The sequence below is a fragment of the Labilibaculum antarcticum genome, from assembly GCF_002356295.1.
GTDB lineage: Bacteria > Bacteroidota > Bacteroidia > Bacteroidales > Marinifilaceae > Labilibaculum > Labilibaculum antarcticum.
Map to the genome: position 1 here is coordinate 3,582,031 of NZ_AP018042.1, position 18,776 is coordinate 3,600,806.

Consider the following 18,776-nt stretch of genomic DNA (forward strand, 5'->3'; position numbering starts at 1 on the left):
AATGAATGTAAGAACGATCATTACTGGTATCATCTTTCTGCTTTTTGGGATGAATACTTCAGCTCAAATAGTGTTGCTTGGTGATAACGCACCACATGCCAATGTAAATGATGGAGATTTTGAAGCTGTTAGAGGATATTGGCGTCAATCCAAGCAATCGCCATTTTGGACTACCAAAAATGTTGCTGGACTTGGAGAATATGGAATGGGTTTGCATTATGGGACCCTTTTCAGTAACAATGATTTAGGAGTTGCAGAATCGAAGCTATTGAATACCAATCCCAATTATCAAAATCCCAAAGCAGGAGATGTAATCAATTGGAGTTTTGGAGCCGATTTGGAATATATCTGTAATGGAAGCATTTCGTTGAGCCTCTTTTTTGGAAATCACGAAAGTGTACTCGCCAATAAAGTTAAGCTAATTGGTTCGGACAAAACTGTAGAGCATTTTAGTGGAACATATACAATAACCAGTGATGATGCTGATTCAGGTTTGCCTTTTGTTCGGGCTACATTTTATTCGGAACACGAAATAAAAGTTTATCTTGATTACGTAAATATTAGCATTGTTGATGCTTCCATTGCTGGCCCGGAACTTACAGTGAAGCTTGAAGATGAAGGTGTTTTCCTAAGCTGGAAGGATAACTTGGCGAGTGAAAGCAGCAAGTTTACTGTTTATCGACAATTTAGCCCTAAACAGGGATATAAAAAGTTGGGAGAAACTGCAGGAACTTGTTTTTTAGATAAATCAGTAATTAATGGTGTTGAATATACCTATGTACTTACCCGCTTTGATGAAAAAGAATCAGCTGCTTCAAATAAAGTGAAAATTGTAAAAACGGATAAAGATGCTCCTGTACCTCCTGCAAATATAGTTACTGAAATTTTCGATACCGAAATAAAGCTAAGCTGGACAAAAAGTACTGATGTTGATGTGGCTAGCTATTCGATTTGTAGAGGAGATGCAGAAGGAAACAACATGCAGGAAATTGCTCACGATTTAGTGAAAAATGAATATCTGGATTTTACACCCACAAAAGACATCCAAAATACTTATGTGGTTTATGCACATGATTATAGTGGTAATGTGAGTATTGCATCGCAAGCTGTAAAGGCAAAGGTGAAGATGGTGGCAGGAGCTTCATTTAGTGATTTAATTCTGCCTATGCCCATTTACAAAGAACTTCGTTCTGATGTTTGGGGTGCAGAAGGCGTAATTCCCCGCGATCCGGATAATGGAATTGAGCATCCGGATTGGACCTATTGGGGAGGTCGCCCTGTTGAAGATAAAGATGGTAAATATCACATGCTGGTAACACGTTGGCCGGGAAATGCTTTAAAAGGACATTGGGAATGGCCAAATTCCACGGTAGCACATGTTGTCGCGGATAAACCGACCGGACCCTATAAGGTGAAAGATGATTTTGCTTATGATTTTCATGACGGACTCGGTCATAATCCTGATATTATTTTATTGAAGGATGGTACTTATTTGCTTTATTCGCTAATCGATTGGAAAGCAATTTTGTTTAGCTCTGAAACAATGCATGGACCTTGGAAACGTTTAGGTGAAATGACTGTTGATTGGCAGTCTTCTAACGAAAATGAGAAATTATCTTATCGGTATTGTCGTAATTTATCTGGAGTACAGATGGACGACGGGCGTTTTCTTTTTGTTACAAAAGGTGGCGAAATGATGAGGAGTGAAGATGAAAATCCATTAGGGCCATATAAAGTAATTTCGGATGAAATTAGAGGTAACGAAATTATACCTGAAAAATACAGAAACTCCAACTACGAAGATCCTGTTTTATGGAAAGATGAAGTGCAGTATTACATGATGATCAATGCTTTCTTGGATTATCGTGCTATTTATCTGCGCTCTGCAGATGGTATCCATTGGAAATTTAATTCTGGAACTGCTTATACACTAAACAATACCAGTTACGAAGATGGAACTAAAACCAATTGGTATAAATTGGAACGTCCGCATGTATTAACCGACAAATATGGCCGTGCTACCCATTTGTCGTTGGCAGTTATTGATGTGCCTAAAGAGGATGATTTAGCAGGGGATAAGCATAACTCCAAGAACATAATTATGCCATTAATTGTGCATAAGCGTATTCAAATACTCAACAAAGAAAAAGTAAATGCATCTACTAAACGCATTAGAATCCAGATACTTTCAGAGGAAGGATTTGATGCGCAAAAAGACATTGATATTGAATCTCTTCGATTGGGAGCGGCAGAAGAAGTAGACTTTGGAAGAGGGTGTTTGGTTATTAAAACTGAAAAGAGTGGTAACGACTTACTTGTTGAATTTAATGGGAGAGAAAATGGTATCACCAATAATAATTTTGCTTGCAAGCTCTTGGGTAAAACCAAAAAAGGAAAGTTGATCATTGGGTTTTCTAAATTATCAGCAGACTAGCTAAAGTCTAAAAGAAATATCAAAAAAAAGATCAAATGAAAAAAATAGCATTTTGGGCATTATCTCTTCTATTGGGATTGAATGCAAATGCCCAAGTTGACAAGGCTTATTTCAAAAAATTACATTCAAAACGTGTTGAATCGACCGATTTGGTTGAATGGAAGCAATTTGGGCCTGGAATGGCTGGTTATTGCGAAGAATTTTGGTGTCATCCAACGGACAAAAATGTGATTATGATGTCGCCTGATATGTTCAATACATATGGTTCGTGGGATGCGGGTAAGACTTGGCAAACCATAAAGGATTGTGATGGGGATGGCAAAGATTTACCACGAATTCGAAAGTTTACTTTCTCGCAGCAAAATTCAGCCTTTGGCTTGGCAATTAGTGGTGGCGGAAAGCTTTATCGAACTGAAGATACAGGACGAAGCTGGAAATTAGTACAGATTTTTAAAGGGCGTTTTGCCGAGCTGTCTGTCGATCCGAATAATGATGAGATTTGGTATATGGGACCTGGTGATTTTTGGAATGTAAAAGCAAACCATCGCCACCAAAAAGGTCAATCACGAAGCCTTCCAAATGGTATAATTTATAAAAGTACAAATAAAGGACAAAGCTGGAATAAAATTCAGATAGGTCAATATTCTGATTTAGATGTAGGTCGGATTATTGTGGATCCTAGCAACTCCAATGTGGTAATTGCAGCCACAAATAAAGGGGTTTACAGGAGTACTGATCAAGGTGAAACATGGGAAGAAAGTGGAAATGGCCTTTCGGTAAATCGTCCGCGGGATATGGACTGTTTTTTCAACAAAAAGGCGAAGAAGTTTGTTTTGTACCTAATTGATCAGACCGCCTTTGAAGGAAGAGGCAAAACAGTAGATGTAAAAGGTGGCGTTTTTAAAAGTACCGATCATGGAAAAAGCTGGCAGAATATTACTGGTAATTTGGGTGTTGATTTAAATAAAATTACCAGTTCTGCTATTCGAAATAAATATTGGAATTCACTTGCCTTTTGGTTTCAAACCGATGTTAAGACTGTAAAGACGAAATATCCGGAATTACCGAAATCGGTATATTCAATTTTTCACAGAATTCAGGTTAACCCGAATGATAAGAATGAAATTTACCTTTCGCAGAATAACAAGCACGACAAAGCATTTTTGCCCGGTGGTGCATGGAAAAGTGCCGATGGTGGTAAAACTTGGATAGCCACTGCACGAACAGGAAAATACTGGCTAGATGGGGTTGACAATGACTATTGGAAGTCACGAAACAACCCGATTGGCACAAATACTAAATTTGCTCATCTTCAGCCTGAAATGGATAGCCGGGAAGAATCTTGGGGAAATCGCTTTTTGGAAATTAGTCAGAACGGAACTGCCTATATCTGTCTTGATCAACAAGTTCTTGAGACAAGGAATAATGGGGAAAGCTGGGAACAGATAGACGACAATGAAACAGAACCGGGAAGTAAGCATTGGGTAGGTAGTGGCGACAGTAATTTGCCTGGCAGGGTGATGTTGTTGGAAACTGGCATTAAAGACCGGTATTTGCTATGTAGTGGTGAGCACGGATTGTGGCAAACTGCTCCATTAGGGAATTATCCTGATAAAATGGCTGTAGCAGTTGAGCAGATAGAAGGTCAGAAAAATCATGGCGGAGCACATTCAATATCTTCCGTTGCCGTTCATCCTAACAATCCGGATATCATCTACTTCCTGGCTTGGCGTCAGGAGCATCGTGGAAAACTTCGTAAATCAACCGATGGTGGAAAAACATGGGAAGATATTGCTACGATATTAGAAGCAGACAATGGCAGTTGGATGGGACTTGCATTTCAAAATTCATTGATGATTGATCCCGTTAATCCTGATAATATGTATTTCTGCACAACGAAGAAACCTATTTCCGAAGTGCACGGGCCCAATGCAGATAAATTAACCAGAGGTGGATATGGATTTTATCGTTCATTCGATGAAGGTAAAAACTGGGAGTTGAGCAACAACGGTTTTCATAAGGGAGCAAGCATACGAAGAGTTATCATGGATCCTGATAAGTCAGAAACTCTTTATGCTGCTGCTAATGACGAAAATGGTGCTTTGTATAAAACATCTGATAAAGGGAACAATTGGAAGAAAGTAGAGATACCTTCAGAAATAGGATCGGTAAACAATGTATTCATTGACCGCAACACAAAGTATATCTTTATTTCTTGCGGAAATGAAAAGGCTACAGATAAAGGCTGTGGTGTTTGGCGAAGTGAAAATCAAGGCCTAACATGGACTAAAATATTCGACATGCCTTTCGTATGGCAATGTGAAACATCTCCCATAAATCCTGATATTATTGTGGCTAATGCAGCTTTGCCTCCACGTGCAAAGGGGAATTCAACATTAAATCCGGGAGCCTATTTGTCTCTGGATGCTGGTGAAACCTGGAATAAAATCAATAATAACTTAGGTCAGATTGATCGAATTACCGAACTTAAACCTGATCCATATCGCGAAGATATATTCTGGTGTGCTCAAAAGGGGAGTGGATGGGCTATTGGTTACCTAAAAGGAACAACGAAAGGCTGGTCGGAAAAATAGAGCTATTTCTAAATTTTTAAAGAAGAATAGATACATATGAAACGTCCATGTATAAAGCTTCCTACACACAGGGAGATGATTATATGGTAAGTTCCATATGGTAAAAACATAAAATTATAAACATATGAAAAAGGCCTGACCAATTTTCACCAGTCAGGTCTTCTATTTTTTTATTTCAGTTAGTTAACCCAATCAACGACTTCTTCCATTGGGAAGCGAGACTGTGGGAATGGAGAATCTTCTTTTCGGTAGCCAAATGCAACCATTGCCGCTACTCCAAGACGTTTCGTATCAACAACACCTTCTGCAGCTAAAAGTTCTTCCACTTTAGCTCTGTCGAAACCTTCAATTGGGCAAGAATCAATTCCAATTTGTGCCGCCGCTGTCATCATGTTAGCAAAAGGAAGGTAAACTTGCTTACAAGCCCAGTCGAATATTTTACGATCATCAGTCAAGTCAAATTCATTTTCCATGAAGTTTTTGAAGAAACCGACCTTCATTTCTTCAACCTCTGCGGGTAGTTTGTCAATCTGTTGCGATTTGTACTTTAAGTACTCCGAACCAGCACGCATTTCATCTCCTTTTCGTGCCAAAAGAACAACAAAATGACTTGCTGAAGCCAATTGTTTTTGTGCTCCCCAGCTTGGCCCTGACAATTTCTCGCGAAGATCTTTATTTTGAACTACAACAAATTTCCAAGGCTCCCAACCAAATGAACTTGGTGAGTGTCTTCCAACTTCCAAAATAAATTCAAAATCTTCATTGGTGATTTTTTGCTCTGGTTCAAACTCTTTTATGGCACGACGGTAAGCATGTGCTTTTAGTATTTCGTCTTTTTTTGCTTGCATCATATTCTGTTTTAATCTTAGTGATAAACACTAGAGTAAATTTTATAATTTTAAATTAGCTGCGTCCCATGCTATAAAACGGCTCATCAGGGTGAACAGCTAAAAAGCTCATCAGTCTATTAGACATATTATAAAAGGCAGTGATGCCATTAATATCCCAAATATCCTCGTCTCTAAAACCATAACCTTTTAATATTTCAAAATCTTTTTCGTTTACCGAGGCTGAATCAAAAGAAACCTTCATTGCGAAATCAATCATTGCACGCTCACGCTCAGTAATATCAGCTTCTTTATAGTTAATAGCAACCTGATCGGCAATGTAAGGATTTCCAGATTGAACTCGAAGCGATGCTCCATGCGACTGCACGCAATAAGAACAGCCATTTTTAGCAGAAAAAGCTACGATAATCATCTCCTTGTCGGCTGCAGTTAATCCACTTTCTTTGTTCATCAATGCATCGTTATATGCCAAGAAAGCACGCAACTCTGCAGGGCGGTGCGAAAGTGCTTTTATTACATTTGGTATAAAGCCAAAATTCTCTTTTGCGCCATTTAGGATCGCTTGAATGTCTTCTGGTAACTCGTTAAGTTCTGGTACTGGGTATCTACTAATTTTTTTGTCATGATGTATTATCTTAAAATTTTGAATATTTTATTTTTCGTTCCATTGAATGATTGCATTCACGCGACAAACCTCTTCGCAAATTCCACAGTGTAAGTTCTTCCTGCTACATGTAATGCAATTGCTTCCATATATATATATTCTTTGTTACTATCAATTTTATAGTGACAAAAGTATGTATAGTTTAAACTCCTCACAATAACGGTCATAAAGTATAGTGCTAATTTGCAAAGGGTGAAATAAGTTAAAGCGCTGTATTTAAGTGTGTTTGTGATTGGAGGACAAACTATAAAAAATATAGTTGCACAACATTATTAATGTGTGTTATCTTTGCCTTCGTAAATATGAATAGTGTTAACGTATAGATACTAATGAATAGAGAAGAATTGTTTGAAAAGAAGCCATTAATAAAACTTCACGATAAATTATTTCCTTGTCCGGCAAGTGCTGCTATGGAACTAATTGGCGGGAAATGGAAAAGCGTTATTTTAACACATTTAATTGATGGTGAAAAACGTTATAACGAATTACGAAAAGAAATGCCTACTATAACTGAACGTACTTTAAGTTTACAATTAAAGCAGTTGGAAGTAGATGGCTTAGTTTCTAGAAAAGTGTTCACAAAAAAGCCTCCTTTAAAAGTTGTGTATTCGTTAACGAAATTTGGCAATACTGTTATTCCTGTTTTGCAAACTATTATTGAATGGGGGATTACTGCGGCTATCGCAAAAGGCGAGTTTATTGAACAGGAAAAATAAAATGGAACGTCTCGTTTTACAAGGGGTATAGTGAGTGATAAAATCTGCTATGAAAAAGGAAATCAAGAAATATTCATTTAAAGACGGATTAAAATTAGAATTTGAGATTCTGGACTTACAAGAGATCTTGAAGTCAAAGGGGGAGATGATGACAGTAGCTCACAGGGCACAATTTTATCATATTCTTTGGATTGAAAAAGGAGAAGGGACGCATTTTATAGATTTTAAGCCAATAAATATCGAGGATAATAGCATTATTTTTATTCCGCATAATTGTGTAAACCGTTTTGATAGTAAGGGGACTTATCAAGGAAAAGTCATTCTGTTTACCGACAGCTTTTTTTGTAAGAATAAGCAAGATATGCAGTTTCTGCATTCAAGCATGTTGTTCAGTGATTTGTATGACATTGCCAAAATAAAAGTGAATCCTCAGGTGTCCGATGTAAGAGTATGCCGCAATATGATGGAAACAGAATATTTGAGAAGTCCTGATTCAGAACAATATCACATATTGCATAATCTTTTGCATGTACTGTTATTGCATGCAGAACGCGATATGCATAAGCAAGGTTTTGAAGAACTTAAATCCAGTGCCAATTTAGATTACCTGATATTATTTAAAGATATCTTGGAGGAAAACTTTCGTAAAGAAAAATCGGTGAAGAAATACGCGTCGGAACTTAGCATATCAGAAAAACAGCTTCACAAAGCAACCACCACATTAGTAGACAAAACTCCTAAACAAATAATTGACGAGCGTATATTGCTGGAAGCAAAACGTTTGTTAGTGCATGCCAATCAAAGTATAAAGGAAGTAGCCTACGAATTGGGTTACGAAGAACCGACTAATTTTATCAAATATTTCCGCAAACACACCAATTTTACTCCTTCCGAATTCAGAGAACAGTTTTAAATAATCTCCTGAATTTTCAATTTGGAGTAAATGTATCATAGAAGGGATTAGAACAACCTTTTTGTGCCTTCCTTATTGCCTCATCTTTGCAGTGTAAATATAAAACAAAAGCTATGCGAAGATTATTGATTATTACAGTATTAACAGTGTCATCATTCGTTTCATGTGATGCAGATAATAACAATGCAAAAATGGAAGTATCAAACAAACAAAAAGTAACAGAACTTTTAAAAGCTATCGAAACAGGAGCTGGTGAGCCAATAGCATATATTAACCCAACTAATTACATTCAGCACAACCAAGCTGTAGGCGATGGATTAGCTGGCTTTGGAAAAGTGTTATTTCAATTGCCCGAAGGCAGTGCAAAAGTAAACACGGTTCGTGTTTTTGGTGATGGGAACTATGTTATTGCTCATACTGACTATAACTTTTTTGGTCCAAAAATCGGAATTGACATTTTCCGTTTCGAAGATGGATTAATTGTAGAGCATTGGGATAACTTTCATGAAAAAGTGACTGACACTGCATCAGGTCGCAGCCAAATTGATGGTCCTACAGAAATTACAGATCTAGATAAAACAGAAGAAAACAAGACTTTGGTTACTAACTTGATTAATGATATTTTCTTAGGTGCTAATCCTGATAAAATAACTGACTATATTTCTACAGAGCAGTACGACCAGCACAATCCTGGTGTAAATGATGGTTTGGCAGGTTTAGGGGAAGCATTAGCTTCATTGGCCGAAGCAGGAATGCCAATGGTTTACGAAAAGAATTACATCATTTTAGGAGAAGGAAATTTCGTTTTATCTGTATCCGAAGGGATCTTCATGAAAGAGAAGGTTTCATTCTATGATATCTTTAGAATTGCAAATGGCAAAGTGGTTGAGCATTGGGATACTGTTGAAAAATTGACTCCAGAATCAGAAGCAAAAAACACCAACGGGGAATTTAACTTCTAATGAATACAAAAAGTTAAAACTCATATGCAGTCCTAATTTTTGGCCATAATATATAGACAACCTCAGCATTTATGCTGGGGTTTTTTTGTAGGAACAATTATTCAGTGGCTTTTCCGATAAGATAAAGATAAAGGAATGCGAATATATTCAGTAAATTTTTAATCTTTGTCCTATTCAAAATTATAAATTGAAAATTGACAGAATAAACGAGTCAATACAAACCCATATAGAATGAAATTAACCACAGTTCTCGGTCAGTTGCGTATCCTTGCTATTATTGAAGGAATCTCTTACCTTTTATTGATCCCAACCATTATTCTTAAGTATGGGTTTGAAATGGGGCTGCCAAATAAGATAGTAGGAAGCATTCACGGGTTATTATTTATCTTATATTGCGTTTGGGTGGTGTATTATGCCCTAAAAAAGAAGTGGCGTCTTATGAAAACACTCATTTGTTTGACTGCATCCTTATTGCCCATTGCTACGTTCATAGTAGACCAAAGAATTCTTAAAATGGAAGCTGATGCTGATTTACAGACGGCTACGAACAATCTGTCCTAATTTAAGCGAATAGCACATGATATCTTTAGAATTGAAAATGGTTGAGCATTGGGATACTGTTGAGAAATTAACTCCTGAAGCGGAAGCGAAAAACACCAACGGTAAATTTAACTTCTAATTAGCACAAGTAGACTTGTTAAAAAATGTTGCCATTTAGTTACTAACCTCAGCATTTATGTTGGGGTTTTTTCGTGTAATTATTCTTCGTTATTAGATATTCAGTTTATCTACTATTACATTTCTAAATAGTTTATTCCTTAATTGATTCTAAAAATAGAATGAGTTTTAGGAGGAATAATAAGCATTTTAAATGGCTGATATATTGTGGGGTAGCACAATAATTCTAGAGAATGATATAGAGTGAAATGTGTATTTTATGTTTTTTTTTGAACCAAAATATTTTATAAGTTCTGAATGTCTGGAAAGCCTTAAGTTCAGTAGGCTTTCGGCTATATTTACCATTAGGGACATTAAATATATTGCAGAGTACATTGTTTATGTGATTTAAAATGTTCTTTGCTCGGAAGATTTTATCGAAAATAAGATATTTAAAATGAAACTGAGAACCTACACTCTAACGATTGCATTGCTTCTGTTGATTGGAACTTCGCTTTTTGCTGAAAGAGCAAAAGAGCAATTGAGTGCAAATGGAATCACTAGCATCGAAACTGCTTATACCATTTCGAAGGTGCGGACAGCAAAAAAAGACGGCAGTACTTATTTGCTTGCCAGTAGCTACGAAGGAACGGTTCTGGCCGTTTCCTACAGTGGTAAAGTATTATGGGAGAATCAACTGTCCGGTTTTATGAATCATGATGTTTGGTGCGAAGATTTGACCAATGATGGTTCAGATGAAATTCTGCTGGCAAATGCCGACGGAACAATTTACTGCCTTGATGATAAGGGAAAATTAATTTGGTCGTTTAAAAAGAACAATGCGCCCATGTATGGGCTCTGTGTTATTCGTAAAAACAATACGCCTTACGTTGTGTGTGGCGGCTTCGATAAAAATATCTACTACCTATCTGCAAAAGGAGAATTGGTAAAAGAAATTCCATCTTCTCTTTATTCTATAGAAAAGCCATGGGGCAAAAAGGGGTATAAACGTATTCCGGAATCAAATAATCATACGGCTAATTTTCTTCGAAAAATTAAAAATGCTGATGGAAGTGAGCAGTTATGTGTGCACGGAATTGTAAATTCTATGAGTGCCAGTGGATCACTTTACTTATTTGATGCTTTGGAGGATAGACCTTCTAAAATTATCAAACTTAAAAAAGGTGGTCCTTTTGGTGATTTGCGTGTGGTGCAATCTGGAGCAGATAAACGTGCGGAAATTTTATTGGGATCTAGTGGTGCTATAAAAAATGCTGTAATTAAGCGTGTAGATTTGGAAAGTAGCGAACAAGTGGATCTACCCATGTCTAAGTTGGCTAATAAGAAAGTTGGACATTTCGGATATCGAGTTGTACAAACAGAACGGATATCCAATGGAGAAAAGGAGTTTTACTTTTGTCTGTTTGGAAATAGTATTATTTTGCTTACCGATGAATTTAATAAGGAAAAAGCAGAAGTGCTAAAGTCAAAATTTTCCTTTAATGATATGTGGAAAGATGAGAGCCGTAATTTGATTGTTTTGGCAAGTAGTCAGAGTGGTGGTAGTTGCATTCATGTAATCGATCCTACCAATTTGAAATGGAAAAAGGCGTATAGAAAACTAACACCTCCAGGCAAAATTTCGAGCATTATTTCCAATACCAATGTAGTGAAAGAACAGGTTGCTGATTTTAAACGACCAGATTGGGAAAGAGAGCCACTTCCGGTTTACCTGATGACGGAAAAAATTACGCCTTCACTTGAGAATATGGTTCGTGATATTAACATGAATAAGCAAAGTCCGGTGTTTTTAAATGGGCTTCATATGTCTAAAATAGAAAAATGGGATCGCTCTGTTCTAGGGAATCAAGTGTACGAAGCAAAGAGAGATCGCAGAAAAAAATATGTGCTAAGCAGCAACGAAGTGCTTGATTTTATAAGGCCTGAGCTAAAAGATGCTCCTGGAATAGCTTATTGGGGCGGACATGGGAACGATCCTTTTTTAGTTAGTCTGGCAACACAAAAACGAATTGTTGACGAGGCCAATGGAAAGTTTGTTGTTAGTATTTATCCAGAATTGGAACAATACGATGTGAACTTTAAATATGTATTGGACAATCATTTTTACCCACTTGCAGAATACTACAAGGGGAAGAACGCAAAATTGTACATTCGAACAAAGCATACTTTTTGGCAAACAACTATTTATAAGCCTTTGTGGTCGAGATTGATGTCAGGAGAATTTGCCGATGTTTTTGTGCCTTCTATGGAGGAAACGACAGACAAATCGATGGAATTGTCTTTAGCTTCAAGAATGGGTGTTTGGGCAAGTGGAGCAGTTGATAGCTGGGGAGCACGTTGCGCAAGAGACAATGCTAGTTTTGATCGTTCAAGACAACACTCACATCAAATGCTACCCAATCATTTTCTTCGTACCCTAATTTATAATATTTCAAACGGAGCGCAATACATCAATAATTTTGCTGTAGATCAGGAATACATGAGTTTGCTTTGGGATTTAATTGCCAAAGGTGCTTTATACGTCCCTAAACGCGATGAGATTCTAAGTTTTTCACCTGTTCATCTAAGCATGAAAGATCCTGATATGACTTTTCTTGATGAAGGAAGTAATGTGAAATGGACGACTTTCTACAATCAAGAATTCGAAGAAAATAATGCATTTGTATTTAGTCGATTGAATGGAACTTGGCCAGGAGCACCGCTAACAGAATGGGATTTTTCCAGATATGCAGCAGGAGCAAAGGAACGTAGGTTAAATTTTATGCCGACCTACGAGAATGGATTGGTTTTAATCACGCCAGTACAGAAAGGAAAATTTTTTACCGAGAGCAAAAGAGGTCAATTAGCAGATCATCTTCATCCGATTTACAAGAACATTTTAAAGGAATACATTACCGATGGCAGATACTACTATTCGGCTGACGGAGAAAAGAAATACAATGCCGATGAATATTACAAGGTGATTGAAGAGGATATCAAGAAGTCGGCAAGCTTATTGCCTCTTACAGTTTCAGGCGATGTAGCCTGGGTCGTGGCTCAAACAGATTCAAAATATTTGCGCTTAACCCTTATCGATAAAGGTTATGTGAATCCTAAAGATCGTAAGGCCATTGTAAAATTCAGTTCTATAAAAATAAAGCAAGTAAAAGACATTCTATCAGGAGAAATGATTTCCATTTCCGATGATTCAACAGCTAGTATTGAAATTCCTTGTGGAGCATTTCGCTTCATAGATATCGAACTAGAGGATTCTTTATCAGCAGACAAATAAAACAAATTAAGTAAATTAAAATTCATTTTAAGATGAGAAAATTAGTTGTCCAAATTATATTAATAGCGGTTATCTTTAATGTAAATCAAGTGTTTGCACAAAAGGAGAGTCGATTTTATACAGAAACCAATCAGTTGGGGATTGTAAAGAATTTGGTAGATGATTATGTAGCAAAAGGGAATGATAAAAAGGATGATTCAAAAAAATTGCAACGAGCGATTAATGAACTGTCGGCTATGAAAAATGGAGGGAGAATTATTGTTCCTGCAGGTACTTATTATTTTTCCATGATCAATTTAAAATCGAATGTACATATTGAAATTGAGAATGATGTGATTATTCATCCAGCACCGAGAACCGATAACAAAAACTACGCTGTTTTTCTAATGGGCGATAATAAAACCATTGTAAAAAATGTGAGTGTAAGAGGTCTTGGTGGGAACTTTACAGTTGATTTAAGAAATCTGAAAAACAAAAATGTAACAGTGTTTAGGCTGAACAATTCAGATAATTTCCTATTGGCAAATTTTGATGTTAAAGATGAGATGACCAAATTCTCGTCTATTGCCTTTGGTTATACAGATTACAAGGGAGGGTACACCAAATCGAGAAATGGAGTGGTGAAAAATGCCAGTACAGATAATTCTCATTATGGATATGGTTTGGTTCAGGCACAAGCAGGACACAATATCTTGTTTAAGAACTTATCTGGTGAAGGTGGAGTAACGCTTCGTTTAGAAACTGGAAATAATAAGATGAACAAGCTTCAAGTGGGAGGGATCTCCGATATTTTTGCAAAAAACATTGCTTGTGAGAATGGAAATTCAGCTGTAATGATATCACCACACGGAATTCAAAATGGTCATGTAGAAGTAGATGGAGTCAAGTCTGTGAATTGCGGTTTTGCTGTTCGCATTGGCAATGGTTATGTGAAGAAAGATCAGATAAAATTGGGCGTTAAGCCAGGTTCTTATGCCAGCACTTCGAAAGTACAAAATGTAACTGCCACATTTGGAGAGACTGCACAGGTTAAGTCGAAGCATTTTAAGTACATGCCTGTTGATTTGCGCAAGAAAATTCAAAAGACAGATGATCCAAAAGTGCATATTGCTCCATCTATTGCAGCTGTTGTAAATGATGCTGCAGGTGAAGGGAAAGGAAAATACAAGATTGAAGTTAAAAATGTAAAGGCCATTGGTTTTACAAGTCAGCCAAAAGTAGTGATTACAGGTGAGGACGCAATTAAATAAGATGAAAACAGGATTGTTTATACCGATTGTATTTCTGTTGATTTATTTCAATGTAAATCAGGGATTTGCGCAGGAAGAGAATGAATTTTATACTGAAACCAATCATTTGGGAGTGGTAAAAAACTTGGTGGATGATTATGCTGCAAATGGGAATGATAATCTTGATGATTCAGAAGTATTGCAACAAGCAATTGATGAGGTCACAGCTTTGGAAAATGGTGGGAGAATTATTATTCCGGAAGGAGCCTTCTACTTTTCAGAGGTAAAGTTAAAATCGAATGTGCATCTGGAGATTGATAAAAGTGCAGTAATTCATCCAACTCCTCGTATCGATAGTAAAAACTATACAATCTTTGTATTGGGAGATAAGAATAATGCGATTACTAATGTTAGTATTCGAGGAATTGGGGGGAAGTATAAGCTTGATCTTACCAATCTTGAAAATACCAATGTTCGGGTATTTCAATTACAGAATGTTCAGAACTTTTTACTAGCTGATCTGGATGTGGAGGATGAGGAAACGAAATTCTCGGCAATCACATTTGGTTATGTCGAAAACAATGGAACGTATTCCAGTCCGCAAAATGGTGTAATTAAAAATTCGAATATCAGTAATGCACATTACGGATATGGCTTAATTCAGGCACAGGCAGCCAAAAATGTTCTGTTTAAAGATCTAAGTGGCGCAGGAGGTGTTACCCTTCGTTTCGAAACGGGATACGATAAAATGAATGAGCTGCAAGTAGGTGGTGTTTTTGATATGTATGGAGAAAATATCTCTTGCGTAGATGGAAATGCGGCTTTAATGATTTCTCCGCATGCCATTCAAAATGGACATGTTGAGGTGAAAAATGTGATTTCGGTAAATTGTGGTTTTGCAGTTCGTATTGGAAAAGGCTATGTGAAAAAGGAACAAGAAGAGCTTGGAATCAGTCCGGGACATTTTGCCAATAGCTCAAAAATTACAGGTGTTAAGGCTACTTTTGGTTCTTCGGCTCAGTTAAAGTTGAAACATGAAAAGTATATTCCTTGTGATTTAAGAGATCAACTTTATAAAAAAGAGGATCCTTTAGAGGAAATTTATATTGGTCCATCGGTTGTAGCAATATTAAATGGAGCTGAGGGAGAGGGCGATGGAAAATATAAGGTAGATATTCAGGATGTTAATGCATCAGGATTTTTGAGTCAAAAGAATGCAATAATAGGGGAAGAAGATACATTCGATTGTGAGGATACAGAAATTATTACGGGTATCGGGGATAATTTATTAGAGGTAGAATTTAAAATTTATCCCAATCCATTCAAACATGTATTTAGGCTTAATTTGCCGGAAGGTAAGGGGTTTGAATTTCTTCAGATTATTGATGTAAATGGTAAAGTAATTGATCAGCAAAATATAAAAGGAAAAGGTTCCTCATTCGAAATTTCGGGAGAGAAATTGAATTTGAGAAAAGGAATGTACTTTGTTAAAATAGTAGGGGCTAATATTTGCCTGATAAAGAAGGTTCTAAAAAATTAAGTACCCATTGAAAACGTTAAATCAGATCGTATCATGATAAAATATGTAAGCACATTGTTGTTATTGTTTTTGGTTAGTTTTTCGCATGCCGAAAATTTCACAATTGAGGGCAACAGTATTCAAAATATAGTGAATGCAAAAGTGAAGGGAGAAAATGTTTATTATATTTCAGAATTGGATGGAAGTGTATCTTGTTATGATACCAGTGGAGAAAAAATATGGCGAAATCCAACTCAGTCGCCAGCAGTTTTATTTGAAATAGAAGCTGCAGATATAAATAATGATGGCAATGATGACCTGCTTGTTGCAAGTGGCGATGGACATATTTATTGCTGGGGAAGTAATGGTAAACTTTTATGGAAGTTTAAACCAGAACATCGAGTTCGCTTCTCTGAGATTGCAGTTTTGAAAGACTCCAATAAACCAAGAATATATGCCGGAGGTAATGACTATCAGTTGTATGAATTGAGTGCGAAAGGGAAATTGTTATCCAAAACGAAAATAGAAGGAGTGGTTCGTAAAATTGAGATTGGTGATTTTTTGGAAGAAGATCGTAATACAATTTTCGTAATGACTTATGCGCACGATAAGTATCGTTGGGATTTTATGGGTTTTATTGATCCTGATTCCAAACAGGTATTGAGTTCTTTAGACTACAAGAAGAATAAAGTGAAGATATGGAGCAAGTTCATGGTAAATGATTTATCTGTTGCTGATATTGATGGTGATAATCGAGATGATCTATTGTTTTTTGGTCATGCCAATAGTGCCGTTTTTAAAGCTTGGAATGGAGAATTTAAAGAGATTGTAAGTTTTGTAGGCAAAGCAAAGGACAAACAAAGATATGCTCATGCGATTGGAACAAGTTTGTTGCCAAACAAAAATCAAATTGTTATGCAGTATGGTGGTATTTCTTACCTACTCAATTCAAAAGGGGAAATGCTTCAGACTTGGGGGGAAAGACATGTTGGAATTATTTTTAATGATCTTCTTTACCAGGCTGATACTGATGAATTAATTTGTGCCGGTCAAGTTGGTGGTGGAAATGGAATTTATACCTATTCGTTGCAAAAAAAGAATTGGTGGAAAAGCAAACAGCAGCTTCAAGGGCGCATGACCGAGGTGAATGGTAATTTGAATAAACTCTACCAACAGACTTTGAATTTTACACCGCCAGTTTATCAGAAACCATCAAGTAAGGAGTGGTTGATGATTACTCGAGCTCAAATGAATGCTGAAGTAGAAAATTTGAATGGTGCTGAAATAAAAATAATTGAGCAGTATTCATGGAAAGAGAATACCGATAGATCGGATCTTGTTGCTAAGATTGGTAAAGACGCAATTAAAAAGGATAGAAGAGGAAAGTACAATTTAACAAGAGAGGAAATTGTAAATATGGCAAAAGAAAAAGAAGCCAATAATATCCCTTTTGCTGTTTGGGCTGGTCATGGAAACGATCCTTTTTATTTAAGAATTGAAACATTGGAGGCCATATTGGAAGTAGCACCAAATACTTGTTATGGTTTTGTTTACGCGGAAATGGACAATACGAAAGATCCTCGTGTTCATCATTTTATCAATGAGTATGTCCCAAGATTAGCCAAGGCTTGTCGTAAAAATGGAAAAGCGAAGCTGTATTTCAGATATAAAAATATGTTCTGGGCAGCCAGTTCTCATCAAGAACCATGGAAAGGTCTGTTCTTTTCAGGTAAATACAATGATATTTTAGTGCCTGCTTCAGAAGATACTAGCTCTCGTACTCAGGATATCAATTTTGTAGGTAGAGTGGGAATGTTCGCCGGAAATTACGTTGATGATTTTTGCATGCGTTTGGTAGATGATAATCCAACCAGTTGGCGTCCGCTAACTCCGGGAGGTCAGCGTTCAGTATCTCCGTATTTGAGGACAGGGGTTATGCTTGCAGCTTATGGAGCCAGAACAGGACTTTTATTCAATAATCAATATCTGGAAAAGCCAGGTTTAAATATTCTATATGCTTTAATGAAATCGGGAGCCTTGCCAATTGTCGAGCGAGAGGATATTCTTTCCATTGGTTCGTGGCATTTAATTAAGGATGTTGATGAAAAATTGGTTCATTCTGTTGATGATCATCATAACTTGTTGCAATATTCAGAGGAAGATGAGAATGCGGTTGTTTCTTTAGCACAGATGCATTGGGCAGGAACAAGTCTTCCTGATCATGATTTTTCAAAATTGGCTTTGGGTGTAGAGTATCGATGGATGAATTACATGCCCAAAATGCCTCATGGAATGGTGCCAATGGCTCCAATTGAAATGCAGGCGAAGTTCAAAAAAGAGAAAATACCATATTTTGTGAGTGATTGCAAAGTGGGTTACGATGGATCAACAAAAATAGAAGCAAAACAATTCGGTCCCGTAATTAAAGAAGTGGTTGAGGTTGGAGAGGAAAAAATGTTGATTGCTGTAAAAGGAGCTTCTTGGAGTGTTGTGCGTCTAGATAAAAATCATGTTCGTGTTATTTTAGTTGATCCCGGATATATTGATCCTCAAGATAGAGAGGTTGAAATCAATTTTCAGCACCGAAAACCCGTAAAGGTGAATGATATTTTAAGTAAGGAAGATTTAGAGGTGAAGAATGAGAAATGTAAGGTAATTGTACCTGCAGGATCCATTCGATTGATTGATGTGACCTACAAGTAGGATTGCCGATTTTGTTTAAAGAAATACTCGTGGAAGAAGTTGAATTACTTTTTTTTACGGGTATTTTTTTTGTTTTTTTCTGATTTTAAAATAATGTTAAGTAATATATTGATTGTTGTTTCTTATTGTGAGTTTAATTATAAGTAGATATCTCATTATCAGAACACTATAATGAGGGTGTTAAGTTTAGGTCCTAAGGCCATAACAAATTATAAACTGTGGACTACATTAAATTTACCCTTAAT

13 protein-coding genes are annotated in these 18,776 nt (G+C 36.6%); 10 read left to right on the forward strand and 3 right to left on the reverse strand.

What is annotated here, in order from left to right:
* The first annotated feature begins 1 nt into the window (after position 1).
* Both ALGA_RS14185 and ALGA_RS14190 read left to right on the forward strand, forming a co-directional pair.
* A complete protein-coding gene (locus tag ALGA_RS14185) occupies positions 2-2,434 on the forward strand; it encodes a glycoside hydrolase family protein (protein ID WP_096430090.1) in 2,433 nt (810 codons plus the stop codon).
* A gap of 35 nt (positions 2,435-2,469) precedes the next feature.
* Positions 2,470-5,028: a sialidase family protein gene (locus tag ALGA_RS14190; RefSeq protein WP_096430091.1), complete on the forward strand. Its 2,559-nt coding sequence runs from the start codon at positions 2,470-2,472 to the stop codon at positions 5,026-5,028.
* 179 nt (positions 5,029-5,207) lie between these two features.
* Here ALGA_RS14190 and ALGA_RS14195 read toward each other — a convergent pair whose 3' ends face one another.
* From ALGA_RS14195 to ALGA_RS23620, 3 genes are read right to left on the reverse strand one after another with little or no spacing between them, the layout of a single operon-like run.
* Positions 5,208-5,876, reverse strand: a complete 669-nt coding sequence (locus ALGA_RS14195) for an NAD(P)H-dependent oxidoreductase (RefSeq protein WP_096430093.1) — start codon at positions 5,874-5,876, stop codon at positions 5,208-5,210.
* A 55-nt stretch (positions 5,877-5,931) separates the two neighbouring features.
* Positions 5,932-6,525, reverse strand: a complete 594-nt coding sequence (locus ALGA_RS14200; protein WP_197705774.1) for a peroxidase-related enzyme — start codon at positions 6,523-6,525, stop codon at positions 5,932-5,934.
* A gap of 3 nt (positions 6,526-6,528) precedes the next feature.
* Entirely contained in the window at positions 6,529-6,639 is a 111-nt protein-coding gene (locus ALGA_RS23620) for a 4Fe-4S binding protein (RefSeq protein WP_145957706.1), read from the reverse strand.
* Between the two features lie 230 nt (positions 6,640-6,869).
* Here ALGA_RS23620 and ALGA_RS14205 point away from each other — a divergent pair, with 230 nt between their 5' ends.
* The 8 genes from ALGA_RS14205 to ALGA_RS14240 all read left to right on the forward strand — a co-directional run bounded on the left by ALGA_RS14205 (position 6,870) and on the right by ALGA_RS14240 (position 18,531).
* A complete protein-coding gene (locus ALGA_RS14205; protein WP_096430097.1) occupies positions 6,870-7,256 on the forward strand; it encodes a winged helix-turn-helix transcriptional regulator in 387 nt (128 codons plus the stop codon).
* Positions 7,257-7,305: 49 nt separating this feature from the next.
* Positions 7,306-8,169: an AraC family transcriptional regulator gene (locus tag ALGA_RS14210; RefSeq protein ID WP_096430099.1), complete on the forward strand. Its 864-nt coding sequence runs from the start codon at positions 7,306-7,308 to the stop codon at positions 8,167-8,169.
* A gap of 113 nt (positions 8,170-8,282) precedes the next feature.
* Entirely contained in the window at positions 8,283-9,131 is an 849-nt protein-coding gene (locus ALGA_RS14215; RefSeq protein ID WP_096430101.1) for a nuclear transport factor 2 family protein, read from the forward strand.
* A 231-nt stretch (positions 9,132-9,362) separates the two neighbouring features.
* On the forward strand, positions 9,363-9,692 hold the full coding sequence (locus ALGA_RS14220; protein WP_096430103.1) for a DUF3817 domain-containing protein: 330 nt from the start codon (positions 9,363-9,365) through the stop codon (positions 9,690-9,692).
* A 553-nt stretch (positions 9,693-10,245) separates the two neighbouring features.
* Entirely contained in the window at positions 10,246-13,080 is a 2,835-nt protein-coding gene (locus tag ALGA_RS14225; RefSeq protein WP_096430104.1) for an outer membrane protein assembly factor BamB family protein, read from the forward strand.
* A 32-nt stretch (positions 13,081-13,112) separates the two neighbouring features.
* The gene (locus tag ALGA_RS14230; protein ID WP_096430106.1) at positions 13,113-14,330 is read left to right on the forward strand and encodes a glycosyl hydrolase family 28-related protein; all 1,218 of its coding nucleotides are present in this window, start codon (positions 13,113-13,115) and stop codon (positions 14,328-14,330) included.
* Position 14,331: 1 nt separating this feature from the next.
* Positions 14,332-15,849: a T9SS type A sorting domain-containing protein gene (locus tag ALGA_RS14235; protein ID WP_096430108.1), complete on the forward strand. Its 1,518-nt coding sequence runs from the start codon at positions 14,332-14,334 to the stop codon at positions 15,847-15,849.
* Positions 15,850-15,882: 33 nt separating this feature from the next.
* Entirely contained in the window at positions 15,883-18,531 is a 2,649-nt protein-coding gene (locus tag ALGA_RS14240) for a PQQ-binding-like beta-propeller repeat protein (protein WP_096430110.1), read from the forward strand.
* The last annotated feature ends 245 nt before the right edge of the window (positions 18,532-18,776 follow it).